This is a genomic window from Sphingomonas sp., from assembly GCF_035998645.1.
In the GTDB taxonomy this organism is placed as follows: Bacteria; Pseudomonadota; Alphaproteobacteria; order Sphingomonadales; family Sphingomonadaceae; genus Sphingomonas.
In genome coordinates, this window is record NZ_DASYHL010000002.1 from 180,078 (window position 1) to 205,351 (window position 25,274).

Below are 25,274 nucleotides of genomic sequence, written 5' to 3' on the forward strand. Positions count from 1 at the left end.
CGTTTGTGCTGAGCTTGTCGAAGCACGGTCCCCGGCCCTTCGACAAGCTCAGGGCAAACGGAGGGTCAGCTAATCCACCAGCGCGTCGATCGCGCGGGCCATGTCGATGTCGCGGCCCGACAGGCCGCCGGCGTCGTGCGTCGTCAGCAGGATGTCGACGCGGTTCCACACATTCGACCATTCGGGGTGGTGGTCGGCCTTTTCAGCGAGCAGCGCGACTTGCGTCATGAACGCGAACGCCTGGCTGAAATCGTCGAACGTGAAGCTGCGCGTGATCGCGTCGCGGCCCGTGTCGTGATCCCATTCGGGCAGCCCTTCGAGCGCGTCGTCGCGTTCCGCCTGGCTCAGTTGTTCGACCATTCTTCCCCTCCGCAGCTGCGTGCGGCATAGCCGGGGCCATGACCGCTGTGACCGAGACCTTTGCACCGAGCGCCGCGCAGATGGAAGCGCTCGCGCGCGCGGCGCTGGCGCGGATTCCCGAACCGTTCGCCAGCCATCTGCCCGACATCGTGCTGATCGTCGAAGACTTTGCCGATGACGACACGCTGCGCGAGATGGGGATGGAGGGTCCCTTCGAGCTGACCGGCCTCTATTCCGGGCGGCCGGTGGGCGAGAAAGAGGGGTTCGCGATCGGCGAGATTCCGCAGCCTGACACGATCCACCTCTACCGCGTCCCGCTGCTCGCCGAATGGGTCGAGACCGGGGTGAGCCTGGAGGCGCTGGTTACGCATGTCGTGGTGCATGAGGTGGGGCATCATTTCGGGCTGTCGGACGACGATATGCATGCGCTGGAAGACAGCGTCGCGTGAGTGACGCGGGCATCCGTCTGGAGGGCGTGGCGTGTGCGCGCGGCGGGCGGATGCTGTTCGAGGGACTCGATCTGAACCTTGAGCCGGGTGGCGGGGTGCTGGTGACCGGGCCGAATGGCGCGGGCAAGTCGAGCTTGATCCGGATTGTCGCGGGGCTGTTGCGGGCGAGCGCCGGGCGAGTTTCGGTTTCCGGCGATCGCGCGTTGCTGGCCGAGGCGGCGGGGCTGGACCCGGAATTGCCGGTGGGCGAGGCGCTTGGCTTCTGGGCCCGGCTGGATGGGCGGCGTGACGCGGCCGAAGGGGCGCTGGAGGCGGTCGGGCTGCTGCATCTCTATCCGGTGCCGGTGCGGATGCTGTCGACCGGGCAGCGCAGGCGCGTCGGGATTGCGCGGGTAGTGGCGAGCGGGGTGCCGATCTGGCTGCTCGACGAGCCGGCCAATGGCCTCGACCATGGCGCGATCGGGGTGCTGGGCGGTCTGATCGCGGCGCACCGCGCGGCGGGCGGGATCGCGGTGGTGGCGACGCATCTGCCGATCCGGATGCAGGGCGCGGGCGAGATTGTGATGGGGGGTGGGGCGTGAGCGGGTTCGGCGCACTGGTCGCGCGCGAACTGCGCCGGGCCTGGGCCGCGGGCGGGCTGACGCTGCCGATCGCCTTCTTCTTGCTGGTCGCGATCCTGTTTCCGTTTGCGGTGGGGCCGGAGCCGAAATTGCTGGCGCGGATCGGCGGCGGGGTGATCTGGGCGGCGGCGTTGCTGGCGGCGCTGTTGCCGGTCGAGCGGCTGGTTGCGCCCGATCTGGAGAGCGGCGTGCTCGATCAACTGGCGGTGCGCGGCTGGAACGACGCGAGCGTCGCGGCGGCCAAGATCGTCGGGCATTGGCTGGGCTTTGCGCCGGCCCTGCTGCTGGCGTGCGCGGTGGCGAGCGGGTTGCTGGGCCTCTCGCTGGAACAGGCGCTGGCGGCGGGGTTGAGTTTGCTCATCGGCACGCCGGGACTGGCGGCTTTGGGCGTCGCGACCGCAGCGCTGACGGCGGGGCTGCGCGGCGCGGGCGCGGTGGCGGGGCTGGTGATGCTCCCCTTCGCGGTGCCACTGCTGATCTTTGGCGCAGGCGCGATGGGGGGTGATCCGAGCGCGATGAAGCTGCTGGGCGCGATGAGCTTACTGCTCGTGGCGGGGTGTCCGTTCGTGGCGGGTGCGGCGATGCGGATGGGGCGGGGTTAGTCGGGTCCGTCAGCGATCGTCTGACTGTGATGAAAAGTTTGAAGTATTTCAGCCTCCCTGCTTTCGGCAGACACATGCACGATCCGCGTTTCCTCAAGATCAATGTGCGAATGAAATGCGCAGTGCCCCGCGAACCAGAAAGCTTCAGAAAGCGGTTCGTCGTCATGCCACGTAGTCATCACATGGCTTTCGTCTGGCACCTCCTTGAAGTTGAAGGCCTCCAAGTTCGCCCAATCCACGCTATCGTGCCATTCGCTGCACTCAACGCCCCACGCAACGGCATATAGGCATCCGTGGCCAACCAGCCATTCAGCGATCCGGCTCCGCCACGCTTCACTGACGACCACCTCCGCGACAATCACTGCTCGAAATGGAAATCGAGCGAGCGCGGGCGGCTCGTCCTCTGGACGAAGGTGAAGATATGTCACGGCTACCACGCTACCGGCTCCACCGCGCAAAGATCGCCGTCGGCAGCACCAGCCCCCTCGCCTCCTCCCTCACGCCGAGTTCGCCGCATTCCACCTTGCCGCCGAGATCGCCGAAATGCTGGTTGAGCAGTTCGCCGATCGCCAGCGCCGACATGCGGATCGCGTAGACGGTGAGGAACAGGAAGCGCGAATCGGCGTCCAATAGCTGGCGGCAATCGGCGATCAGGCCGGGGAGGTCGCGTTCGAGTTGCCACACTTCGCCGGTCGGGCCGCGGCCATATTTGGGCGGGTCGAGCAGGATGCCGTCATAGCGACGGCCCCGGCGCACCTCGCGCGCGACGAACTTGGCGGCGTCGTCGATGATCCAGCGCACCGGCTTGTCGGTCATGTTCGACAGCGCGGCGTTGCCCTTGGCCGCCTCGACCGATTTCTTCGACGCATCGACATGGACGAGTCGAGCGCCCGTTGCCGCCATCGCCAGTGTGCCGACGCCGGTATAGCCGAACAGGTTCATGACCTCGGGCGCATCGACCCCGGCGGTCTGGTCGCGCATCCAGTTCCACACCGGCGCCATGTCGGGGAAGAAGCCGAGATGGCGGAACGGAGTCGTCTGCGCAGTGAACTTCGCGTCGTTCCAGGCGAGCGGCCAGCCTTCGCGCGGAACCGGTTTGGTGAACACCCAGCGGCCGCCGCCTTCGTCATCGGGGGCAGGCATGAATTCGCCATGCGCGTCCCAGTCGGGTGACGCGGGCGCCCACATCGCCTGCGGCTCGGGGCGGATGAAGCGGTAATCGCCATAGCGTTCGAGCTTGCGGCCATGGCCGGAGTCGACGAGGCCGTAATCGGCCCAGGGCTCGCCGGTGAGGGTGATGAGGTTCATGGGGTGCCCCATAACCCGTTTGCCCTGAGCTTGTCGAAGGGCCTGTCCTGAGCCTCACAAAGTGCTGGCTGCGGCCCTTCGACAGGCTCAGGGCGAACGGGGGTTAGTCGCGCTTCGGCGTCGCCCGCTCCGCCACATAACCCGTGATCGCCTCGAACGTCGCGGGGAGGACGTCGTAGCGCTCCTCACGGTCGAACAGGTCGCCGACTCGCGCGGGCAGGGTCGGGCGGATGCCGGTGGCGCGTTCGACCGCGTCGTCGAACTTGGCCGGGTGCGCCGTCGCGAGCGTGACGATCGGCACGTGCGGCGGGAGTCCGACCCGCTGCGCGGCGGCGAGGCCGATCGCGGTGTGGGGGTCGAGGATCTCGTTCGCGCGGGCATGCGCCCAAGCCATGGCGCGCGACATGTCGTCCGCCTCGATCCGGTCGCTGGCGAACAGCGATGCCGCGCCCTGTTGCTGGGCGTTGGTCAGGCGCATCGCCTTGCTCGATTCGAATCCGGCCATTTGCGCCGCGAGCGCGGGGCCGTCGCGCCCGGCCAGGTCGAACAACAGGCGTTCGAAGTTCGAGCTGACCTGAATGTCCATGCTCGGCGCGGCGGTGGGTGTGACGGTGCCGGCGGAATAGTCGCCGCTCGACAATGCGCGGTGGAGGATGTCGTTGACGTTGGTCGCGACGATCAGCTTGGCGACCGGGAGGCCCATCTTCGCCGCGACATAGCCTGCGAATACATCGCCGAAATTGCCGGTGGGGACGCTGAACGCGACTTCGCGTTGCGGAGCGCCAAGGCGGACCGCGGCGTAGAAATAATAGACCACCTGCGCCATCAGCCGCGCCCAGTTGATCGAATTGACCGCGGTGACGTGGAAGCGGCCCGAGAAACCGGGGTCGTTGAACATCGCCTTCACAAGGCGCTGGCCGTCGTCGAAGCTGCCCTCGATCGCGATATTGTGGACGTTCGGCGCGAGCACCGTGGTCATCTGGCGCCGCTGAACGTCGCTCACCCGCCCCTTGGGGTGGAGCATGAAGATGTCGATCCCCTCACGCCCGGCCACGGCGTCGATCGCCGCCGATCCGGTGTCGCCGCTGGTCGCGCCGACGATGGTGAGGTGGCGGTTGGTGCCGGTCAGAAACTTCTCGAACAGCAGCCCGAGCAGCTGGAGCGCAACATCCTTGAACGCCAGCGTCGGACCGTGAAACAGTTCGAGCAGGAAATGGCGGTGGTCGAGCTGAACCAGCGGGGTCACCGCGTCATGGCTGAACCGGCCATAAGCGCGGGTGCAGAGGTCGCGCAGTTCCTCTTCCGTCAGGCTGCCCGCGACGAACGGGGCCATGACGCGCACGGCTGTCTCGACGTACGACAGACCGGCCATGTCGGCGATCTGGTCGGTGGTGAAACGCGGCCATTCGACGGGAATGTAGAGGCCGCCGTCGCTCGCAAGACCAGCGAGGGTGACTTCACGGAAATCGAGTTCGGGCGCGGTGCCGCGGGTGCTCTGGTAGCGCATGGCGGCGGACTAGCGGCCACACCGGCACGCGGCAAGAAAGACTAGCTTTGCGGGGGCGCGGGTGGCGATGCGGTGCGACGCGCGCGGACGCGCAGCGCCAGCATGTAGATCACCACCGCGATTCCCGCGAACAGGAACCACTGCACCGCATAGGCAAGGTGGTTGTTCGGCACGCTCGACGGGTCGGGCGGGGCGCTTGCCGACAGGCCCGGGGCGGGGGTGTCGGCGACGAGCATCAGGTTGCGGGGTGGGCGCTTGCCGAACAGCGAGGCGAGCAGCGGCGTCGAATCGGGGGCGTGGGTGATGGTGCCGGTGACCGCCCCGCCCTTCCACGCCGGAGTGACACCCGGCGCGCTGCTGACGCCCATGTCGACCTTGACGCTCATCCCCTCTGCTCCGGTGCGGCAGTCGGCGAGGTGGCGCCAGCCGCTCTTGCCGCTGGCGTCGCGCCCAGCCTGTTCGGTCCAGCCGGCGACTTCGAGGCACATGAGCCCGGCGCGGCGGAACAGGTGTTCGTCGCCGACCGGCGGGTTGGGGAAGGTCATCGCAGGGAGGTCGCGGTTGGTGGCGAGGCGGGCGATCAGCGCCCCCTTCTCGCCGCGCCGGTCGAGCTGCCAGATGCCAAGGCCGACCATCGCCGCGACGGCAAGGCCGACCAATATCGTGGGAAACAGGGGGAGCTTCACGCCTCGGGATCCTTCAGCCGCCCCTCACGTGCGGCGTTGCGATATTCGAGCGCGAGCAGTGCGCCCTTGGCCCAGCGCAGGCTGAAGATCACCAGCAACAGCGTGAGTGGTGGCCAGATCAGCAGGTGCAGCCAGAGCGGCGGCGATGCGGCGAGTTCGAGCCAGACCGACAGGACGACGATGAGCGTTCCGACGATGAGGGTCAGGAACGCCGCCGGGCCATCGCCGACGTTGAACGCGGCATAATCGAGCCCGCACTTCGGGCAGCGGTTCGCGAACTTGACCCAGCCCGCAAACAGAGAGGGCGCGCCGCACTGCGGACACGCCCCCCTGAATGCCGACTCGATGACCGCAGGTGCGGTGTGGTTCATGGTCAGCCGTGGACCGGCGCGCCCCAGCCGCCCCATACATAGACGGTGACGAAGAGGAACAGCCACACCACGTCGACGAAGTGCCAGTACCAAGCGGCAGCTTCGAAGCCGAAATGCTGACGCGGGGTGAAATCGCCCTGATAGGTGCGCAGCAGGCAGACCATCAGGAAGATGGTGCCGACGATCACGTGGAAGCCGTGGAACCCGGTCGCCATGTAAAAGGCCGAGGAATAGTTCGACTTGCCGAACACGAACGGCGCGTGGGCATATTCGTACGCCTGGACGCCCGAGAAGACGAGGCCGAGGATGATGGTCAGCCACAGGCCCTTCTTGACCACGTCATTCTCACCCACGCCGATCGCACCCCACAGGCCGCGCATCGCACCGCCACGCTGGTTGTGGATCAGGCCGTGATGCGCCCAGGTGATCGTGGTGCCCGAGAGCAGCAGGATGAAGGTGTTGAGCAAGGGCAGCTGGAACGCGTCGAGCACTTCCATGCCCACCGGCGGGAATTGCGCCGCGATGTTCTGTGCCACTTCGACCACGCTGGCATGTTCACCGCTGACCGCGACCGCGGCGGGGAACAGCGCATAGTTGAACCATGCCCAAAACCAGCCGACGAAGAACATCACTTCCGACGCGATAAACAGGATCATGCCATAGCGCAGGTGCAGCTGGACGACCGGGGTATGGTCGCCGGCATTGGCTTCCTTGATCACGTCGACCCACCACGACGCCATGCAGAACAGCACGGCGGCAAGGCCCGACATCATCACCCAGAAGCCGGCGGGATGCTCCTTCATGTACATGAGGCCGCCGACCGCCAGCCACAGGGCGGCGAGCGAGCTGAGCATCGGCCACGGGCTGGGCGGGAGAATGTGGAAATCGTGGTTCTTGGCGCCTGCCATCGTCCGTCCCTGTTCGTTTCTGGCGTTGTTCGTCGGCTTCCCTAGCCCTTGGGCTTGGCGGAATCCACTGGGTAAAATGTGTAGGAGAGCGTGATCTTCGCAATGTCCTTCGTATCCGGATCAGTCATGATCTTCGGATCGACGAAATAGATCACCGGCATGCGCACCGTCTCACCGGGCTGGAGCGTCTGTTCGGTGAAGCAGAAGCACTGGATCTTGCTGAAATACTTCCCCGCCGCCTCGGGCGTGACATTGTAGGTCGCGGTGCCGGTGATCGGCACGGTGCCGGTGTTGGTCGCGGTGTAGAAGGCCATGTCGCGCGCGCCGATGGCGATTTTGTCCGATGCGAGTTCGGGCTTGAACTTCCAGGTGAGCGCTGGGCTGACGTTGGAATCGAACGCGACGGTGATCTTGCCATCGACCGCGCCGGGGGCCGCCTCCGCGCGCATCGTCGTGCCCCCGAAACCGGTGACCTGACAGAACAGGCGGTAAAGCGGCACGCTGGCGAAGGCGATGCCGGTCATGACGAGCACGCCCAGCACCGCGAGCATCGCAGTGCGCAGCTTGCGATCCTGTGGCAGCGCGGCGATCATGTCGCCCTCAGCGGCATGCCGGCCTGGATCTTCACGATGCTGATCGCGAAGACGAGGATCACGAAGGCGAACAACAGAATGGCGAGGATGCGCGCGCGCGACTTCTGGCGGGCTTGGATCAGCTCTTGGTCTTCGGGGGTCATGCCATCATCCTATCGGCGGCAACCGCGCCGAACAATATGAACAGATAGGAGATCGAATAGGCGAAGAGGCGCTTTTCGGGCTTCATCGCGTCGCCCTCACCAGCCATTCGAGTCGCGACGTGCAGCGCGAGCAGGCCGAACAAAGCGGTCGTGGCGATCGAGACGATGCCATAGAGGCTGCCGGTCAGGCCGAGCGGCCAGGGCGCGATCGCCGCGACCGCCATCGGGATGGTGTAGAGGCCGATCTGGACTCGCGTCGCCTTCTCCCCCGCCACCACGGGCAGCATCGGCACGCCGGCATTGGCGTAATCGGTCTTCACGAACAGCGCGAGCGCCCAGAAATGCGGCGGAGTCCACAGAAAGACGAGGCCGAACAGCAGCACGGGCAACAGCGCGACATCGCCGGTCGCCGCGGCCCAGCCGATCAGCGGCGGAAACGCCCCGGCCGCGCCACCGATCACGATATTTTGCGGCGTGCGGCGCTTGAGCCAGACGGTGTAGACCAGCACGTAGAACAGGATCGACAGCAGCAGGATGCCGGCCGCAACATAATTGACCGCAAGGCCCATCAGGATAACTGACAGCGCCGCGACGCCGACGCCGAAGTGCAGTGCCGACTGGCGATCCATGCGTCCGGCGGGGAGCGGGCGGCCCTGGGTCCGCTTCATCTTGCCGTCGAGGTCGGCCTCATACCATTGGTTGAGCGCCCCGGCCGCGCCTGCCCCCAATGCAATGCACAGGATCGCGGTGAAGCCGATCACCGGATGGATCGACTCGGGCGCCGCAAGCATGCCGCACAGGCCGGTGAACACGACCAGACTCATCACGCGCGGCTTGGTCAGCGCAAGGAAATCGCGCCAGTCGGCGGGGATGGTCAGGGCGTGGTTGGCAACGGACATTTGTTGGGGGCTATAGGCGCGGTTGGGGCGCGGGGGAAGAGCGGTGCGACCCACAGCAAAACGCCCCGGGAGTCTCCTCCCGGGGCGTTTCGCATTTCAGCCGTTGCCGAACTTAGTGATGCTTGTCGTCATCGATGATCGGCAGGGTTTCGAACTGGTGGAACGGCGGCGGGCTGGACAGGGTCCATTCCAGCGTCGTTGCGCCCTCGCCCCAGGGATTGTCCGGAGCCTTCTTGCCGGCGGCCAGCGACCAGAACAGGTTGACGAAGAAGATCGCCATACCCGCCAGCATGATCACATAGCCCCAGCTCGAAATCTCGTTCCAGTACGCATAGGCGTCCGGGTAGTCGGGATAGCGGCGCGGCATGCCCTGAAGGCCCAGGAAGTGCTGCGGGAAGAACAGCACGTTCACGCCGACGAAGAACACCCAGAAGTGCAACTGGCCGAGGAACTCGCTGTACATCTTCCCGAACATCTTCGGGAACCAGTAGTAGAAGCCCGCGAACAGGCCGAACACTGCGCCCAGCGAGAGCACATAGTGGAAGTGCGCGACCACATAATAGGTGTCGTGCATATAGTCGTCGACGCCGCCATTCGCCAGCACGACACCGGTGACGCCGCCCACGGTGAACAGGAAGATGAAGCCGATCGCCCAGACCATCGGGGTCTTGAAGCTCATCGACCCGCCCCACATCGTCGCGATCCACGAGAAGATCTTGATGCCGGTCGGCACCGCGATGATCATCGTCGCGGCGGTAAAGTACATCTTCACGTTCACGCTCATGCCGGTCGTGAACATGTGGTGCGCCCACACAACGAAGCCGACCACGCCGATCGCGACCATGGCGTATGCCATGCCGAGATAGCCGAACACCGGCTTGCGGCTGAAGGTCGAGACGATCTGGCTGACGATGCCGAAGCCCGGCAGAATCATGATGTACACTTCGGGGTGGCCGAAGAACCAGAACAGATGCTGGTACAGCACCGGATCGCCGCCGCCGGCGGGATCGTAGAAGGTGGTGCCGAAGTTGCGGTCGGTCAGCAGCATGGTGATCGCCGCGGCCAGCACCGGCAGCGCGAGCAGCAGCAGGAAGGCGGTGATCAGCACCGACCACACAAACAGCGGCATCTTGTGCAGGGTCATGCCCGGCGCGCGCATGTTGAAGATGGTGGTGATGAAGTTGATCGCGCCCAGGATCGAGCTGGCACCGGCAAGGTGCAGCGACAGGATCGCCATGTCCACCGCCGGCCCCGGCTCGCCATAGGTCGAGAGCGGGGCATAGACCGTCCAGCCGGTGCCTGCGCCGCCGCCGAAGAAGGGCGAGGCGAGCAGCAGCACGAATGCCGGGACGAGCAGCCAGAACGACAGGTTGTTCATGCGCGGGAACGCCATGTCCGGCGCACCGATCATGATGGGCACGAACCAGTTGCCAAAGCCGCCGATCATGGCGGGCATGACCATGAAGAAGACCATGATCAGGCCGTGCGCGGTGATCAGCACGTTCCAGAAGTGGAGCGATTCGTCGAAGGTCTGCGGACCGCCATGAACGATTTCCGCGATCCAGCCGAGATGCTGGATGCCGGGTTCAGCCAGTTCGAGGCGCATCACGCCCGAAATAGCGCCGCCGATGATCCCCGCGATGATCGCGAAGATCAGGTACAGCGTGCCGATGTCCTTGTGGTTGGTCGACAGGAACCAGCGCGCAAAGAAACCGATCTGGTGATCGGCATCATGGGCGTGGTCGTCATGTGCCTTGAAGGCGTGCGCGTCGCGTGCTGCGTCGGTCATGGCTTACTGGTCCGTGTTGCCGGTGGCGGCTTGATTGGTGGTCGCGCCCGCTGCGGTCGCGTCGACGGTGTCGTTGCCAGCGGGGACGGTGCCGTTCGCCGGAGTCGCGGTGTCGTCGGCGGCGTCGCTGCCCGGCTGGGCCGGGGCTGCGGACGACGGCTTGTTGGCCGCCGGCATGGTCCCGCCCTTGGCCGCGATCCACTGCGCGAACACGGCGGGCTCAACCGCCTCGACCACGATCGGCATGTACGCGTGGCGCGCGCCGCACAGTTCGCTGCACTGGCCGAAATAGACGCCGGGCTTGTCGACGGTGAAGCTGGTTTCGTTGAGGCGACCCGGGATCGCATCCATCTTGATCCAGAACGCCGGGACCGCCCAGCTGTGGATCACGTCGTTGGCGGTGGCGATCAGGCGGACCGGAACGCCAACCGGCACGACGATGCGATTGTCGACCGCGAGCAGGCGAGGACCATCGGCGTCGGTGCGGAAGCGCTGTCCGGCCTGAACCTCGCTCTTTTCCTTGAGCATGTTGGCGGTGATCGAAATGCCGCCATGGTCGGGATATTCGTACGACCAGTACCACTGGTTGCCGATCGCCTTGATCGTGATGGCATTCTCGGGCGCTGGCTTGAACTGCTTGGCGAGCAGCGCGATCGACGGCCAGGCGATGAAGGCGAGGATCAGCACGGGGACCGCGGTCCACACGATTTCGATCATCGTGTTGTGGCTGGTCTTCGACGGCACCGGGTTCGCCTTGCGGCGATAGCGGACGATCGTCCAACCCAGCAGGATCAGCACGAAGATCGAGATCGCGGTGATGATCGGCAGCAGGATGTAGTCGTGGAAGCGCGCGGCGCTGGCGCCAAGCGCCGTAACCTGGGGCTGGACGCCCAGCTTCTTGTCCACCGGCATGCCGATGCCGGGAACCGGCGCGGTCTTGGGCGTGCCGTCGGCGTTGAGCGTCGGATCGGCGACTGTCGCTGCAGCCGGAGCTGCGGCAGGCGCCGCCGCATCGGCGGGCGCCGTTGCAGCGGGTGCATCCGCCGGAGTCGCGGCCACTGCCTCTGGCGCGGCGGGCGCGGTCTGTGCTTGGGCCATGCCCCCGGCGAGCGCGAGGCCCGCAGCCAGCACGATCGCCTTCAATCCATGCATGCGCATCGTCTCAATCAACCCCTGTCCTTCTTGCCCCTGTCCGGGGGCGCCGGCTGTTCCGGTCGCGCGGACGCAATCCGCCCTTCGAGGCTGGCCTATAGCACCTCGCGCGTCGGCCTCAAGCGTGTCGACTGCTCTTTTTACCCGTAGTGTTGCGGGGGGACCGCCCGAACCCTAGATGCTCGGCCAACGACAAGAGCGGGGTGGACGCGTGACCGAAGACGAGGTGCTGGGCGAATTCCGGGCGGCAGAGGCGCTGCTGGAAGGGCATTTCATCCTGTCATCGGGGCTGCGCAGCCCACGGTATCTGCAATGCGCGCGCGTTTTGATGAGCCCGGCGCGCGCCGCGCGGCTGGCGCAGGCGGTGGCGGCGAAGATCCCGGCCGAGGTGCGCGCGCGGATCACTGCGGTTGTTTCCCCCGCAATGGGCGGGGTGATCGCCGGGCAGGAGGTCGCCCGCGCGCTCGATGTCGACGCGATGTTCGTCGAGCGCCCGACCGGCACGTTCGAATTGCGCCGCGGATTTCGGCTCGAACCGGGACAACAAGTGCTGATGATGGAAGACGTCGTCACCACCGGGCTGTCATCGCGCGAGGCGATGAAGGCGATTGCGGAGGCCGGCGGCGAGGTGATCGCCGCCGCGTCGCTGATCGACCGCTCGAACGGCACCGCGGACCTCGGGGTCCCGTTCTTCCCGCTGATCCGACTCGACGTGCCGAGCTATTCCGCCGACGCACTCCCGCCCGAGTTGGCGGCGATCCCGGCGATCAAGCCGGGCAGCCGGGCGGTCGCATGATGAACCATCTGCGCCTAGGCGTGAATATCGACCATGTCGCGACCGTGCGGAATGCGCGCGGGAGCGGCTATCCCGATCCGGTGCGCGCAGCGCTGGTCGTAGAGAAGGCAGGGGCGGACGGGATCACCGCGCATCTGCGCGAGGACCGGCGGCACATCACCGATGAGGATATCGCCCGGCTCGCGGCGGAACTGACCGTCCCGCTCAACCTGGAGATGGCGGCGACCGACGAGATGCTCGCGATCGCACTGCGCCACCGCCCGCACGCCGCGTGCATCGTGCCCGAGCGGCGCGAGGAACGCACGACCGAGGGCGGGCTGGACGCGGCGGGGCTGCATAACTTGCTCGCGCCGATGGTGAGCGAGCTCAAGGGCGCGAATATCCGCGTCTCGCTGTTCGTCGAGCCCGATCCGGCGCAGATCGAAGCGGCGATCCGGCTGGGCGCACCGGTGATCGAGCTGCACACCGGGCGCTATTGCGAGCTGGAGGGTGAGGCGCAGACCGCCGAGCTGCGCCGCATTGCCGACGCTGCGGCGCTGGCGGCGAAGAACGGGATCGAGGTGCATGCCGGGCATGGCCTGACCTTCGACAATGTCGTGCCGATCGCCGCCATTCCGCAGCTGGCGGAGCTGAATATCGGGCATTTTCTGATCGGCGAGGCGATTTTCGAGGGACTCGCGCCGGTGGTGAAGCGGATGCGCGCGCTGATGGATGCGGCGCGGTGAGGGGGTCGTTCGTCGCCCCGGCGGAGGCCGGGGCCGCTCGCAGCACCCGAAACGCCCGTAACATGGCGGCCCCGGCCTTCGCCGGGGCGACGATCTTATGATCATCGGCATCGGCTCTGACCTGTGCAACATCGAGCGGATCCAGTCGTCGCTCGACCGGTTCGGCATGCGGTTCGAGCAGCGCGTGTTCACCGATGTCGAGCTGCGCAAGGCGGCGCGGCGGCCGATGGGTTATGCCGCAACGCTCGCGAAACGTTTTGCTGCCAAAGAGGCTTTTTCGAAGGCGGTCGGGACCGGTTTCAAAGCTGGCGTGTTCATGCGCGATATCGGCGTGGTCAACGCGCCGTCGGGCGCGCCGACGCTGGCGCTGACCGGGGGTGCCAAGGCGCGGCTTGACGCGATGACCCCCGCCGGTCACGTCGCGAAGGTGCACCTGACGCTGACCGACGACCATCCCTGGGCACAGGCGCTGGTGGTGATCGAGGCGCTGCCCGTAACGGGCGAGTAAGAGAGACGGGATGGCCAAGGCGTTGACGGGCGAGCAGGAGCAGGAGCGCAGCGGCACCGATTGGTGGGGCGAGGCGCGCGGTATCTTCTGGCTGGTGCTCGCGGTGCTCGGATTCCACAGCCTGATCGCCAAGCCATTCTATATCCCGTCCGAATCGATGATGCCGACCCTGCTGGTCGGGGACCGGCTGGTGGTGACCAAATATCCCTATGGATACAGCTATGTCACCCCAACCTTCCACGTCCTGCCGTTCATGCAGGGACGGTTGTTCGGCAGCCTGCCCGAGCGCGGCGACATCGTCATCGTCACCCCGACCGATCAGCGCACCGATTACATCAAGCGGGTGATCGGCCTGCCCGGTGAGACGATCGAAATGCATGGCGGCATCGTCTATCTGAACGGCCGCGCGGTGCAGCGCGAGCGGCTGGGCAATCGTGCGCTGAAGGTCGATGGCAATCTGACTTGCGACAAGAACCATTATCCCGGCGCGCTGGGACGCAATGCGGCGGGTGAGCTGGTGTGCAATGTCGAGATCATCCGCGAGACTTTGCCCAATGGCAAAAGCTATGACACGATCGATATCGGGTCGATGCGTGCCGACAATTTCCCCCCGCTGCGCATCCCGGCCGGCCATGTCTTCCTGATGGGCGACAATCGCGACAACAGCGCCGACAGCCGCATGACGCAGGAACAGCAGGGGCTGGGCGGGCCGGTGCCGATCGAGAATATCGGCGGGCGCGCGGAGTTCATCACCTTCAGCCTCGATGGCAGCGCCAGCTGGAACCCGCTGAGCTGGGCGGGATCGTTCCGGTCGGGACGCGCGGGCGATTCGCTGCATCCCGACCGCGCCGGGGAATAGGCGATGGCCAGCCCCGCCGACGAATCCGTCTCCGTCACCCAGGCTCCCGGCCCCAATGAGATGCGCGATCCGGTGATGCGCGCCGAATTGCGCCGGGCATCGGTGTGGTTCGGGCTCGCCGCCGCCGCGGCCTTGGTGGTGCTGCTGATCCAGCCGTTGCTGCTGATCTTTGCCGGGCTGGTCGTCGCATCGATGCTGGATGGCGGGGTGCGGCTGATCCGACGAGCCGTCCCGATCCCACGCGGCCTCGCACTGACCATCGTGGTGATCGGCGTGGTCGCGTTCATCGGCGGCGTCATCTACCTGACCGGGGTCGAGATTGCCGCACAGGCCGAACAGCTGCGCGCCACGCTGGAGGCACAGGCGGTGCGGATCAGCGCGTGGCTGAGCGAGCTTGGCATCGTCCCCGCCGCGTCCGACCTGACCGGTCTTGCCCAGCAGGCTTTGGGGTCGGTCGGGCGCCTCACCTCGTTCATTGGCGGCGCGATCGGAGCGATCGCCAGCTTCGTCCTGGTCCTCGTCATCGGGCTGTTCGTAGCGATGGAGCCGCGGCTCTATGAGCGCGGACTGCAGTGGATGGTGCCGATGGCATCGCGCGACCAGTTCGCGATCACGCTGGCACGGATGGCGCGGACGATGCGCATTCTGCTCGCCGGGCGACTGCTCGGCATGGTGTTCGAGGGGGTCGTCACCTGGATCTTGCTGTCGATCGCCGGCGTGCCGATGGCGCTGCTGCTCGGCATCCTGACCGGGATGCTCGCCTTCATCCCCAATGTCGGCGCGTTCATCTCGGGCGTGCTGATGGTCGCCGTGGGGTTCAGCGCCGGGCCGAGCGAGGGGCTGTGGGCGATTGCGATCTATTTCGGGGTCCAGACCTTCGATGGCTATGTCCTGTTGCCGCTGGTCGCGAAGCGGACGGTGGACATGCCGCCGGCGCTAACGGTGTCGTCGCAGATCCTGATGAGCACCCTGTTCGGCTTTCTCGGCCTTGCGCTCGCTGATCCGATCGTGGCGATGATCAAGGTGGCGCTGGAGCGGCGCTCGGAACAGGCAATCGAAGCGGGCTATAGTGCGGACGATGCGACCGGGACTCAGGGTGAATTGACGTGATTCTGTACGATTATTTCCGGTCCAGTGCCGCCTATCGGGTGCGGATCGCGCTCAACCTGAAAGCGGTGCCGCATGAGCGGTGCGAGGTGCATCTGGTCGAGGGCGCGCAGCGCAGCGACGCGCATCTGGCGCGCAATCCGCAGGGATTCGTGCCCGCGCTCGATATCGGCGATGGGCGCATCCTGACGCAGAGTCTGGCGATTATCGAATGGCTCGATGCGACCTATCCCGAACCGCGGCTGATCCCCACCGATCCGATCGCGCGCGCCGATGCGATGGCGCAGGCGCTGGTGATCGCCGCCGACATCCACCCGCTCAACAATCTGCGCGTCCTGCGCGCGCTCGAGTCGCGCTTCGGTGTGGATGAGGCGGTGAAGGGCGACTGGTATCGCCACTGGATCGTCGAGGGGTTCACCGCGCTGGAGGCGATGGCCGTGGCAAAGGTGGGCGCCGGACCGTTCCTCGGTGGGGCCGCACCGGGGATCGCCGACGTGATGCTGGTACCCCAGATGTATAATGCGCGGCGGTTCGACACGCCGCTCGATGCCTTTCCGACTTTGCTCGCCGCCGATGCCGCCGCCTGCGCGCTGGAGGCCTTTGCGGCCGCCAGCCCCGAGCGGGCGAAGCCGGTATGAGGGGCGTGGCCCCGCTGCTCCTCCTTGCCCTGCCCGTTCCGGCCGCCGCGCAGGAGATCGTGATCACCGGCACCGGGCTCGATTCGCCCCCGGGTGAGGCGGCGCTGGCGACGGTCGAGATCGATCGCGACCGGCTGACTGACAGTGCAAGCGGGCGGCTGGAGGACGTGCTGCGCGATGTCGCCGGGGTGGCGCAGTTCCGCCGTGCCGATTCGCGCTCGTCGCATCCGACCGCGCAGGGGATCACCCTGCGTGGCCTCGGCGGCAATGCGTCGAGCCGCGCGCTGCTGCTGCTCGACGGCGTGCCGCAGGCTGATCCGTTCGGAGGCTGGGTCCCCTTTCCCGCCACGCTGCCGCAGCGGCTGGCGCGGGTGCGCGTCACGCGCGGTGGGGGTAGCGGCTATCATGGCGCGGGCGCGCTCGCCGGAACGGTCGAGCTGTTCAGCGCCGATGCGCGCACGCTGGGGCCGGTGGCGCTGACCGGCTTTTATGGCAGCCGCGAGTCGGTCGATCTGGTTGCCACCGGCGGTGCGACGCTGGGCGCGGGCGAGGTGACGGCAGCGGTGCAGTTCGCGCGCGGCGACGGGTTCGTGCCGATCGTCGAAGGCCAGCGCGGCGTCGCGGATCGCGCCGCCCCCTATGAACAGGCGGGGATCGCCCTGCGCGGGGTCGCGCCGCTGGCGGCGGGGATCGAGCTGCAGGCGAACCTGTCGGCCTTTTCCGACCATCGCGATCGTGGGACCGATTTCACGCCGGTGAACAGTCGCGGGGCGGACGCCAGCCTGCGCCTTGTCGGCACGGGCACGTGGCGCTGGGCGGCGACCGGGTGGCTCCAGCATCGCGACTTTGCGAGCGGTTTCGCCAGCGTCAATGCGACGCGCAGCGCGGCCAGCCCGACGCTCGACCAGCACGTGCCGGCCACCGGGAGCGGGCTGCGGATCGAGATCGAGCCACCGCTGGGCAGCGGATGGACGCTGCGCGCGGGCGGCGACCTGCGCATGGTCAGCGGGCGGACCAATGAGCTGTACAGCTTCGTCGCGGGCGCCCCGACACGCCGCCGCATCGCGGGTGGCGAGAGCAGCACGGCCGGGCTGTTCGCGGATCTGAGCCTTGAGCGCGGACCCCTCACGCTCACCGCTGGCGGACGTGCCGATCGCTGGACGATCCGCAACGGCGCGTTGTTCGAGGTGCCAGTGGCAGGCGGCGCGGCGCTCAGCGACGTGCGCTACGCCGACCGTTCCGGCTGGGAGGGCAGCGCCCGCATCGGTGCGGCGGTGCGTGCGGTCGACGGCGTCACGCTGCGCGCCGCGGCCTATAGCGGGTGGCGGCTGCCGACGCTGAACGAGCTGTACCGCCCGTTCCGCGCGGGCGCCGATGCGACGGCGGCCAACCCGCTGCTGTCGCCCGAACGGCTGCGCGGTGCGGAGATCGGGATCGATCTGACCCCCGCCTCCCGCTTCAGCCTGCGCGCGACCGGGTTTCTCAACCGACTCGACGATGCGATCGGCAATGTCACGCTGGGCAGCGGGCCGGGGACGTTTCCCGGCGTAGGCTTCGTCGCGGCGGGCGGTGCCTATCGCGCGCGGCAGAATTTCGACGCGATCGACTCGCGCGGGGTGGAAGTGGACCTTGTCTGGCAGAGCGGGCCGTGGCGCGCCGGAGCCTCCTGGGCCTATACCGATGCGCGGGTGAAGGCATCGGGCGCGGCCGCACCGCTGGACGGTCTGCGCCCGGCACAGACCGCGCCGCACCAGGTTTCCGCGCATCTTGGCTATAGCGGCGAGCGGCTGAGCCTTGCCGGGACCGCGCGCTACGTCGCGGCACAGTTCGAGGATGACCTCAACGCGCGTGCGCTGGCCGATGCGCTGACCTTCGATGCGGTACTGCGCGTGCCGGTCACGAGGGGATTCGCGATCGAGGCGCGCGGCGAGAATCTGACCGATGCGCGAATCGAAACGGGGGTCAGCGGAGCCGGCGTGGTCGAACGCGCCAGCCCCCGCACCCTGTGGATCGGCTTCAGCTACCGTCCGCGCTGAGCCACCAGCCGGTCGAACAGCTCGAGATATGCTCCGATCGGCTCGGGCCCGTCCTCGACCAGCGGCTCGGGCCGTGTCCGGCCGGGCATCAGCCAATGGTTGAGCGCGCCGACCAGCCGTGCGCGATCACCCGGCGGGACCACCGATCCGCGCGAGGCGCAGTCGATCAGCTCATGGATCGCGACGCTCGAATCGGTCGCCACCACCGGTGTTCCGGCGGCCAGCGCCTCCCGCACCACGCCGGGCACGCCTTCGAATTCGGAGGTCAGCGCAACGACATCGGCGCGCGCGATCACCGGTAGCGGATCGGGGGCATGGCCGGGCATCGACACACGGTCCGCCAGGCCGAGATGCGCGACCAGCCGTTCGAGCTGCCCCCGCTCTTCGCCTTCACCCAGAATCAGCAGCTTGACGTCCGGGTCGGACAGACGCGGCATCGCGGCGATCAGCCGTTCCCACTTTTTCTGCGGGGCAAGCCGCCCGACGCCAAGGATGAAGCGTCCTTCAGGAAGTGGCGGCAGCGGTGCGCCGGGGATCGGCACGGCCGGCGGGTTGGGGATGACGACGACGCGCTGAGGGTCGATCCGCATCTCACGCACCGCCTCTGCCCCCGTCGCCGGGGTCATTGCGACCACCGCGTCGAGGAAGGACGGGTGCATCCGCAACCACAGCGCATAGCCAAACCCCACCGCACGCGGCAGATCGGGGCGGATCAGCGTATTGGACACCTGCGCCGCCATCGGCGGGCACGCCTTGCCCAGCCGCCGCTTCAGCCAATAGGCCGCCGCCGTATAGTGATTGCCGGGGCAGAAGATCGCGTCGGGCCGCACCTCGCGCACGATATCGGCGATCCCGAACATCGCCCGGTAGCGCGCATCGCCCAGTTCGCGCACCGCGACATTGGGCGGGATTTCATGCGCCAGCGCGCCGCGTGCATCGCCGATCACCAGCGTGACGCGCCGCCCCGCATCGGCCCAGCCATGCGCCATGCGCATCAGCGCACGCTCCACACCACCCCCCTTGAGGGTCTGGGCAAAACTCAGGATATGGGCTGCGGATCGCTGGGGGTCTGGCATGGGCTTGTAGCTTGCCTTGTTAAAGCCCAAATCACCCCCCGTTGAAACCACAATCTGAGGCCATCGCGCCCGGACTTGTATCGTAGCCGCCTTTTCGAAATCATGTGCGTGCTGGTACTGGCTGCTGATAGGGGTTGCCTGATTGGCTGATGTCGAACCGCCGGGAGCGCATTCCTTGAGTACCAACACGCTGGCGGGTGCGGCACCCAAACCGGGAATCGCCGAGCTTTCCGAACTGGAACCGATCGCGAAGATCCGGCGCCGCTGGCCGACCTGGCTGGGGGCGATCCTGTCGATCCTGATGGTCGCCGGGATCGGGCATGAGCTGTTCGACAAGGGGCTGGAGGGCCTGACCCGCACCGCGCCGGCGAGCTGGATCTTCTATCTGGTATTCGTCCTCAAATATATGGTCGGGCCGACCTTCGACTTCATCATCTATCGCCGGCTGTGGAACATCCCCTGGTCCGGCATGATCGCGCTGCACCGCAAGCGGATCGCGAACGACGTGATCCTCGGCTATTCGGGCGAAGCCTATTTCTATGCCTGGGCACGGCAGCGGACCAAGATGATCGCGGCCCCGTTCGGGGCGATCAAGGATGTGTCGATCCTGTCTGCACTGGCGGGTAACGCGATCACTCTGCTGCTGCTCGCCATGGCACTGCCGCTCGCGACCGAGATGCTGACGCCGGCGCAGTTCAAGACCGGGCTGATCTCCGCCGCAGTCATCCTGGGCATGTCGCTCCCCTTCCTGTTGCTTTCGCGCCGCGTCTTCTCGCTGAGCCGCAAGGAGCTGTGGGCGGTGTTCGGCATCCATATCGGGCGCCTGTTCTCCGATTCGCTGCTGGTCGCCTTTGCCTGGGCGTTCGCGCTGCCGGGCGTCGGGTTCGGCACCTGGATCCTGCTCGCCGCCGCGCGGATGCTGGTCTCGCGCCTGCCGTTCGTACCGAGCAAGGACCTGTTGTTTGCCGGCTTCGCGATCATCCTGATCGGTCAGGGCGAGGCGCTGAGCGAGATGCTGTCGTTCATGGCAGCGCTCACTTTGCTGCTCCATGCTATCCTGATCGCGGGCTTCAGCCTGCTTGGCATCTTTAGGAAGGACCTATGACGATTCCAGCCATTGCCCGTCTCGCCGCGCCGGTCGCGCTCGCCCTGCTGGCAGTGCCTTCGTCCGCATCGGCACAGGCCGCAATCGGCGAGGATGCGGCGGCCTGCGCGGCCGGCAACGTCCCCGCGCTGCGCGTCAACGTCGCAGGGATCAAGGATCGCATCGGGCGGCTCAAGCTCGAACTCTACCCAGCGGTCGAGGGCGATTTCCTGCGCGACGACCATGCTCTGGTGAAGGAAGGCAAGCTGTTCCACCGCAGCTTTGCCCCAACGCCGCGGTCGGGAAACATCGTGCTGTGCATCAAGGCGCCCCGCCCGGGCCGCTATGCGCTGTTCCTGACCCATGACCGCGATGGCGCGAACAAGTTCAATTTCTGGAAGGACGGCGCGGGCGTCCCCAGCAATCGCAAGCTCGGGCGCAGCCGGCCGAAGCTGAGTGACGGGATCGTCACGGTCGGGCCGAACGCGACGACGATCACCATCCAGATGCAGTATCTGCGCGGTCTGTCCGGCTTTTCGCCACAGGGTAGCTGACCCGCCATGCGCATCGTCGACGTCAACGAGTATTACTCGCCGACCGGCGGTGGCGTGCGCACCTATCTCGACCGCAAGATGCGGATCATGGCGGAACTCGGCCATGAGCTGATCGTCATCGCCCCGTTTCACGAAGATCGGGTCGAGGACCGCCCCGATGGCGGGCGGGTGCATTGGGTCAAGTCGCCGCCGCTGATCCTCGACCGCAACTACTGGCTGTTCAACGATCCCGGCGCAGTCACGCGGCTGCTCGACGAGATCAGGCCCGATGTGGTCGAGAACAGCTCGCCCTGGCGGCCAGCCTGGTTCATCGGCGACTGGCAGGGCGACGCGCTCAAGGTGTTCTTCGCGCATAACGACAATATGGGCGCCTATCCGCATCGCTGGCTGGAGGGCGTAGCCAGCCCCGCGCGGATCGAGCGGATCTTTGGCTGGTACACCCGCTATATGGACAAGTTCCTGGGCAAGTACGACGCGTTCGTGACCAACGGACCGGCGCTGGCCAAGCGGTACCGCGCGCGCGGGCTGCGCGTCGATGCGGCGACGCCGCTGGGCATCGACCGCAACCATTTCTCGCCCGATCTGCGCGATGAAGAGCTGCGCGCGTCGATGCTGGCGCAGCTCGACCTGCCGCCTGAGGGGCATTTGCTGATCGGGCTTGGCCGCCATCACAAGGAAAAGCGCTGGCCGCTGGTGATCGACGCGGTGCAGGCGGCGGGCGCGGATGTTCCGGTGGGGCTGATGCTGCTGGGTCAGGGGCCGCAGAGCGAAGCGCTGGAACGACAGATCGGGGGCAACCGCCACATCCGCCTGTTCCGCCCGGTCTATGACCGCGAGCGGTTCAGTCGCATCCTCGCCAGCGCTGATGCGCTAATCCACGGATCGGATCAGGAGCCGTTCGGGCTGGTCGCGTGCGAGGCGCTGGCGAGCGGCCTGCCGCTGATCGTGCCGGACGAGGGGGGATGCGCCGAGGTGGCCAACCCGCTTTATGCCGAGACCTATGCCGCGCGCGACACCCGGTCCTGCGCCGACGCGATCCGGCGGATGTTTGCACGTGATCCGGCGGCGCTGCGTGCCGCCGCGCGACGGGCGGCGGGCGGGGTGTTGTCTGACCGCGACCATGCGATCGCGCTGGTCGAACTCTATTCCCGCTGGCTGGCGGAGCCGCCGCGCGGCGTCATGGCCTGACCGGCGCAAACACCTCGGGTCGACACGCGCTCAGATCGACGGGCCAGGGTTCGCGCTTCAGGCGATAGATCACGCGCGTCCGATCGCGCGTCGCCACGCACAGGACCGGGCGATAGCGCTCCGCCACGACGCGATGCAGCAGGGCGCGGGTTTCACGATTGCCGAGCGAGTAGGGTGGGAAGGTGTCGATGATCGCGTCGGGGCTGGCGTCAAGAATCCGCTGCGTTTCGGCAAGCGGATCGACGCCCAACGCGCGCGGATTATTCTCATCCTGCGCGTTGAAATGCCCCGGAAAGGGCCAGCGCGACGGCATCGGCGATCCGGTCATCATATAGAGGCCGGGATAGCCGTTATAGACGAAGATGAAGCTGCCCTTCGGCTTGGCCGCCGCAGCGACCGCACGCATCGCGTCGTTGCCGCCCTTGATCGCGATCAGGTGGAGCTGAACAATCTGTCCGGCGAGCAGCACGATCACCGCAATCGCGGCGCCCAGCCGGCGGCGCGCATCGAGCGCCGGAGCGAGCAGCAGGCAGAAGGGCAACAGTAGCGGAAGCGCATAGTGCGGGCTGTTGAAGCGCCAGTAGATCAGGACGCCGAACGCCGCGGTCACCACCCATAGCCGGAGCATCCGCGAATCCGCCCGGCGCATATCTGCCTGCAGCGCCGCCCGCCCGAACCAGGCAATCACGCCGAGCGGCAGGAACAGCGCGCTGACCTCTGCCAGCTTGGGCAGCTGCACCGCCATCGACCCCTTGCCCTGGCCGAAGATCGACAGGAAATTGGCGAAGATAAACGCCTCGGCCTCCCCCACCGCCCAGAAATAGAGGAGAACGAGCGTCGTCGGGAGCAGCGCCAGCGCGACCATGGCGGCGGCAAAGGCGATGAGCCGGCTCCACGCCATGCGCTGCTGCCAGGCGAGCCAAAGAAACGCGAGGCCGAAGAACATCCCTTCGAACACGACGGTATATTTGATCTGGAGCGCCATGCCGATCAGCAGCAGCGCGAGCGTGCCGGGCGGGACCAGCCGATCGGGCGACCGCATCGCCGCGAACAGCTGCCACGCCGCGCCGACCACCAGCAGATTGTAGAAGACCGGGGTCTGCCCGCCCTCACCCTCCATCAGGTTGAGCCAGAGGATGTAAAGCGCGGCGGCAAGCCCGGCGCCCCAGCGCTCGGCGCGCTGGCGCCCGAGCAGATAGATCAGCCACGCCGTCGCGATCACGAACAGCGTCGCGACCAGCTTGTATTGGAGGAACCCCTCCCCGCCGAGCAGGCGGGCGCCGGCATAGATCAGAAAGATGCCGATCGGCTTGCGGTCGAATACATCGACATAGGGCAGCTCGCCCTGGAGCATGCGGTCGCCGACCAGCAGATAGAATTGCTCGTCAAAGCCCAGCGCGGGATTGCCATAGGTGACGAAGCGCACCGCGACCGCGAGGATCGCGAGCAGCGCCAGCACCATCCGGTCCGATGCGATGAACCCCTGAATCCCACCCGGCGCGGTCGCCGCGCGCGAAACCTGGCTGACCGCCACTGAACCCCTTTCCCGACTATGCCCTGCGGCAAGCGCGCCGCCCTGCCCCGATTGGCTCCCGCCTGGCAAGCGCAGCGCGGCGCAGCGTTATACCCTGTCCGGATAGACCGGACGGATATCGACCGGGATCGCGGACATCGACGCGATCACGCGCTTCGCCGGATCATCGAGCACCGCCCATTTCGCCATGAACGCCTTGGTCCCGGCATAATCGCCATTGTGCTGAAGCACGATCATCTCGCGCAGCAGGTCGCGCAACGCCAATTCGAACCTGGCATTGTCGATGCGATAGCGGCCGGCGCTCTCGTCCCAGACGAACGCGCCCTTCGCTTTCATATAGCCATATTGCATCGCCGCGCCGCGCCCGTGCGCCTCTTCGATCCCAAAGCGCATCGATCGGAAGGTACCGGCGAGATAGGTGGCGAACAGCTGGGACTTCTCGGCGGCAGGAATCTCGCCCTTGTCCATCATGAACAAGATGTTCCACGCGCCCATGACATCGGCCTTGGCTTCTTCGATCGCCGAAGCCTGATCCTTGAGCGCTTCGCTGACCGTGGTCTTCTTGCCCGTGACGGTGATCGTCCCCGGCCCCAGGCTGTGCGACAGTTCGTGGAACAGTGTGCCGAGCTGCATATACTTCTTCACCACCAGCTTCGACTGGTCGGGGACCAGCACCAGCGGCGCCATGGGCGCGAGGATGCGGTCATATTTCGCGCCGAGCACGTTCGACAGGATCACCTTCTTCGCGCCCTTCGCCTCGCGCACCCGCTCGTCATTGGGGAGGTTGAAGGCGATGGTCTGGACGCCGGGGACATTGTCACCGCCGCCGCGAATCTGCTCGGCCACCGCGATCGGCGATTCAAAGCCGCGCTGGAAGTTCTTCAGCCCCTCCTCGACCGGAAGGTTCGCCTCCATGTCGCGCAGATAGCGCTTATACTTGTCGAGCGCGGCGGACTCCTTCGGGTCCTTGAGCGTCACGAAGCTCTCGAATGCGGTCTTCTGGCCGTGGAGCCGGTCGGTATAGACTTCATACGGACCGATCGCGACCTCGATCGGGGTATCCTTGAGGTCCATCCACGCCAGTTCCGACTCGTAATAATCGTCGGTCAGGAACGCCTTGGCGCGCAGCGACAGGAATTTCTTGAGGCTGGGGTTGGTGGTGATTGCCGCAGCTTCGTTGAGCAGTCTTGCCGCCTTGGTCAGCTCGGGCTTGTAGGCGACCGAATAGGGAATCGCCTTGAGCTTCGCGCCGTCGCGCACCACGACGGTATAGGGGCTGGTCAGTGCCGCCTTTTCCCCCGGATTGGCGGCGAGATAGGCGTCGAACGCCTCCCGCGTCAGGTCGGTCGGGTAGAAGCCTGCGCCTTCGGGCATCGAGCCCTTTCCCCAAAAGGCGCGCTTGTCGGCGAGTTCGTCCCACGGCCCGAAATAACGATCGACCATCTCCAGCTTCAGCGCATCGCCCTCCTTGGCGACTGCGGCGCGGGTTTCGCGCCAGTTGGCGTCGCGCTGGGCGCGGTAGATGTCGGACATGACGTTCGACGCCCGGATCAGCAAATTGACCACCTGCCGCTCTTCAGCGGTGAGGAAGCTGGTGTCGGTCTGCATCTGGATGACCGCGAGCTTGGCCTTTTGCGCGGCGAGGTCATAGCCTTCGTCCTGCGCGACACTCTGATTGCCCTCAGGCGTGCCGCCACAGGCGGTGGTGGCGAGAAGCAGGGCGGCAAGCGCGAGTCTGCGCATAGGGTCACTCCAGATGCGATCGGGGTGCTCAGGTCTAGA

The 25,274-nt window shown here is 66.7% G+C and carries 28 protein-coding genes; 13 read left to right on the top strand and 15 right to left on the bottom strand.

What is annotated here, in order from left to right:
• Positions 1-69: 69 nt before the first annotated feature.
• Positions 70-360 (bottom strand): 4a-hydroxytetrahydrobiopterin dehydratase, encoded by a 291-nt coding sequence (locus tag VGN66_RS01055; RefSeq protein WP_066660334.1) that lies wholly within the window; start codon positions 358-360, stop codon positions 70-72.
• Between the two features lie 38 nt (positions 361-398).
• Between VGN66_RS01055 and VGN66_RS01060 the strand changes: the two genes are divergently transcribed.
• The 3 genes from VGN66_RS01060 to VGN66_RS01070 are packed head-to-tail and all read left to right on the top strand — an operon-like array spanning position 399 to position 2,031.
• The gene (locus VGN66_RS01060) at positions 399-809 is read left to right on the top strand and encodes a metallopeptidase family protein (RefSeq protein WP_327517010.1); all 411 of its coding nucleotides are present in this window, start codon (positions 399-401) and stop codon (positions 807-809) included.
• Entirely contained in the window at positions 806-1,390 is a 585-nt protein-coding gene (gene ccmA / locus VGN66_RS01065; protein WP_327517011.1) for a heme ABC exporter ATP-binding protein CcmA, read from the top strand. Before VGN66_RS01060 ends, ccmA begins: the two co-directional genes overlap by 4 nt.
• A complete protein-coding gene (locus tag VGN66_RS01070) occupies positions 1,387-2,031 on the top strand; it encodes a heme exporter protein CcmB (RefSeq protein ID WP_327517012.1) in 645 nt (214 codons plus the stop codon). Before ccmA ends, VGN66_RS01070 begins: the two co-directional genes overlap by 4 nt.
• Here VGN66_RS01070 and VGN66_RS01075 read toward each other — a convergent pair.
• The 11 genes from VGN66_RS01075 to coxB form a co-directional block, all read right to left on the bottom strand.
• Entirely contained in the window at positions 2,028-2,468 is a 441-nt protein-coding gene (locus VGN66_RS01075; RefSeq protein WP_327517013.1) for a DUF7684 family protein, read from the bottom strand. The two genes, VGN66_RS01070 and VGN66_RS01075, sit on opposite strands and share 4 nt — an antisense overlap.
• Position 2,469: 1 nt before the next feature.
• On the bottom strand, positions 2,470-3,339 hold the full coding sequence (locus VGN66_RS01080) for a class I SAM-dependent methyltransferase (protein ID WP_327517014.1): 870 nt from the start codon (positions 3,337-3,339) through the stop codon (positions 2,470-2,472).
• Between the two features lie 103 nt (positions 3,340-3,442).
• Positions 3,443-4,846: a threonine synthase gene (thrC, locus tag VGN66_RS01085; RefSeq protein WP_327517015.1), complete on the bottom strand. Its 1,404-nt coding sequence runs from the start codon at positions 4,844-4,846 to the stop codon at positions 3,443-3,445.
• Positions 4,847-4,887: 41 nt separating this feature from the next.
• Complete coding sequence (locus VGN66_RS01090) at positions 4,888-5,481, bottom strand: SURF1 family protein (protein WP_327517558.1); 594 nt, start codon at positions 5,479-5,481, stop codon at positions 4,888-4,890.
• 47 nt (positions 5,482-5,528) lie between these two features.
• Entirely contained in the window at positions 5,529-5,903 is a 375-nt protein-coding gene (locus VGN66_RS01095) for a DUF983 domain-containing protein (protein WP_327517016.1), read from the bottom strand.
• Between the two features lie 2 nt (positions 5,904-5,905).
• Complete coding sequence (locus VGN66_RS01100) at positions 5,906-6,811, bottom strand: cytochrome c oxidase subunit 3 (RefSeq protein WP_327517017.1); 906 nt, start codon at positions 6,809-6,811, stop codon at positions 5,906-5,908.
• Between the two features lie 41 nt (positions 6,812-6,852).
• Positions 6,853-7,404: a cytochrome c oxidase assembly protein gene (locus tag VGN66_RS01105; RefSeq protein ID WP_327517018.1), complete on the bottom strand. Its 552-nt coding sequence runs from the start codon at positions 7,402-7,404 to the stop codon at positions 6,853-6,855.
• Positions 7,401-7,547: a hypothetical protein gene (locus tag VGN66_RS01110; RefSeq protein ID WP_327517019.1), complete on the bottom strand. Its 147-nt coding sequence runs from the start codon at positions 7,545-7,547 to the stop codon at positions 7,401-7,403. Before VGN66_RS01110 ends, VGN66_RS01105 begins: the two co-directional genes overlap by 4 nt.
• A complete protein-coding gene (locus VGN66_RS01115) occupies positions 7,544-8,446 on the bottom strand; it encodes a heme o synthase (RefSeq protein WP_327517020.1) in 903 nt (300 codons plus the stop codon). The genes VGN66_RS01110 and VGN66_RS01115 overlap by 4 nt, the downstream gene beginning before the upstream one ends.
• Before the next feature lie 112 nt (positions 8,447-8,558).
• The gene (gene ctaD, locus VGN66_RS01120; protein WP_327517021.1) at positions 8,559-10,235 is read right to left on the bottom strand and encodes a cytochrome c oxidase subunit I; all 1,677 of its coding nucleotides are present in this window, start codon (positions 10,233-10,235) and stop codon (positions 8,559-8,561) included.
• A gap of 3 nt (positions 10,236-10,238) precedes the next feature.
• The gene (gene coxB, locus VGN66_RS01125; RefSeq protein WP_327517022.1) at positions 10,239-11,387 is read right to left on the bottom strand and encodes a cytochrome c oxidase subunit II; all 1,149 of its coding nucleotides are present in this window, start codon (positions 11,385-11,387) and stop codon (positions 10,239-10,241) included.
• Between the two features lie 211 nt (positions 11,388-11,598).
• On the opposite strand from coxB, the gene pyrE reads away from it, so the two are divergent.
• From pyrE to VGN66_RS01160, 7 genes are all read left to right on the top strand, one after another.
• The gene (gene pyrE / locus VGN66_RS01130; RefSeq protein WP_327517023.1) at positions 11,599-12,183 is read left to right on the top strand and encodes an orotate phosphoribosyltransferase; all 585 of its coding nucleotides are present in this window, start codon (positions 11,599-11,601) and stop codon (positions 12,181-12,183) included.
• Complete coding sequence (locus VGN66_RS01135) at positions 12,180-12,908, top strand: pyridoxine 5'-phosphate synthase (protein ID WP_327517024.1); 729 nt, start codon at positions 12,180-12,182, stop codon at positions 12,906-12,908. The genes pyrE and VGN66_RS01135 overlap by 4 nt, the downstream gene beginning before the upstream one ends.
• A gap of 97 nt (positions 12,909-13,005) precedes the next feature.
• Positions 13,006-13,416 carry a holo-ACP synthase gene (acpS, locus tag VGN66_RS01140; protein WP_327517025.1) on the top strand — a complete coding sequence of 137 codons (411 nt, stop codon included), beginning with the start codon at positions 13,006-13,008 and terminating at the stop codon, positions 13,414-13,416.
• A gap of 10 nt (positions 13,417-13,426) precedes the next feature.
• A complete protein-coding gene (gene lepB / locus VGN66_RS01145; protein WP_327517026.1) occupies positions 13,427-14,275 on the top strand; it encodes a signal peptidase I in 849 nt (282 codons plus the stop codon).
• Positions 14,276-14,278: 3 nt separating this feature from the next.
• Positions 14,279-15,385 (top strand): AI-2E family transporter, encoded by a 1,107-nt coding sequence (locus VGN66_RS01150; protein WP_327517027.1) that lies wholly within the window; start codon positions 14,279-14,281, stop codon positions 15,383-15,385.
• Positions 15,376-16,020, top strand: coding sequence for a maleylacetoacetate isomerase (gene maiA, locus VGN66_RS01155; protein WP_327517559.1), 645 nt, complete (start codon positions 15,376-15,378; stop codon positions 16,018-16,020). The genes VGN66_RS01150 and maiA overlap by 10 nt, the downstream gene beginning before the upstream one ends.
• Positions 16,017-18,056, top strand: coding sequence for a TonB-dependent receptor (locus tag VGN66_RS01160; RefSeq protein ID WP_327517028.1), 2,040 nt, complete (start codon positions 16,017-16,019; stop codon positions 18,054-18,056). The genes maiA and VGN66_RS01160 overlap by 4 nt, the downstream gene beginning before the upstream one ends.
• Here the strand turns inward: VGN66_RS01160 and VGN66_RS01165 are convergent.
• Positions 18,041-19,066 carry a glycosyltransferase gene (locus tag VGN66_RS01165; RefSeq protein ID WP_327517029.1) on the bottom strand — a complete coding sequence of 342 codons (1,026 nt, stop codon included), beginning with the start codon at positions 19,064-19,066 and terminating at the stop codon, positions 18,041-18,043. The two genes, VGN66_RS01160 and VGN66_RS01165, sit on opposite strands and share 16 nt — an antisense overlap.
• Before the next feature lie 241 nt (positions 19,067-19,307).
• Between VGN66_RS01165 and VGN66_RS01170 the strand changes: the two genes are divergently transcribed.
• The 3 genes from VGN66_RS01170 to VGN66_RS01180 are packed head-to-tail and all read left to right on the top strand — an operon-like array spanning position 19,308 to position 21,958.
• A complete protein-coding gene (locus tag VGN66_RS01170; protein ID WP_327517030.1) occupies positions 19,308-20,237 on the top strand; it encodes a hypothetical protein in 930 nt (309 codons plus the stop codon).
• Positions 20,234-20,770 carry a DUF2141 domain-containing protein gene (locus VGN66_RS01175; RefSeq protein ID WP_327517031.1) on the top strand — a complete coding sequence of 179 codons (537 nt, stop codon included), beginning with the start codon at positions 20,234-20,236 and terminating at the stop codon, positions 20,768-20,770. The genes VGN66_RS01170 and VGN66_RS01175 overlap by 4 nt, the downstream gene beginning before the upstream one ends.
• Positions 20,771-20,776: 6 nt before the next feature.
• Positions 20,777-21,958 (top strand): glycosyltransferase, encoded by a 1,182-nt coding sequence (locus VGN66_RS01180; protein WP_327517032.1) that lies wholly within the window; start codon positions 20,777-20,779, stop codon positions 21,956-21,958.
• Here VGN66_RS01180 and VGN66_RS01185 read toward each other — a convergent pair.
• Together VGN66_RS01185 and VGN66_RS01190 are read right to left on the bottom strand one after the other, a co-directional pair.
• On the bottom strand, positions 21,948-23,492 hold the full coding sequence (locus tag VGN66_RS01185; RefSeq protein ID WP_327517033.1) for an ArnT family glycosyltransferase: 1,545 nt from the start codon (positions 23,490-23,492) through the stop codon (positions 21,948-21,950). The genes VGN66_RS01180 and VGN66_RS01185 overlap by 11 nt on opposite strands.
• Before the next feature lie 87 nt (positions 23,493-23,579).
• The gene (locus tag VGN66_RS01190) at positions 23,580-25,235 is read right to left on the bottom strand and encodes a dipeptidyl-peptidase 3 family protein (RefSeq protein ID WP_327517034.1); all 1,656 of its coding nucleotides are present in this window, start codon (positions 25,233-25,235) and stop codon (positions 23,580-23,582) included.
• Between the last annotated feature and the right edge of the window lie 39 nt (positions 25,236-25,274).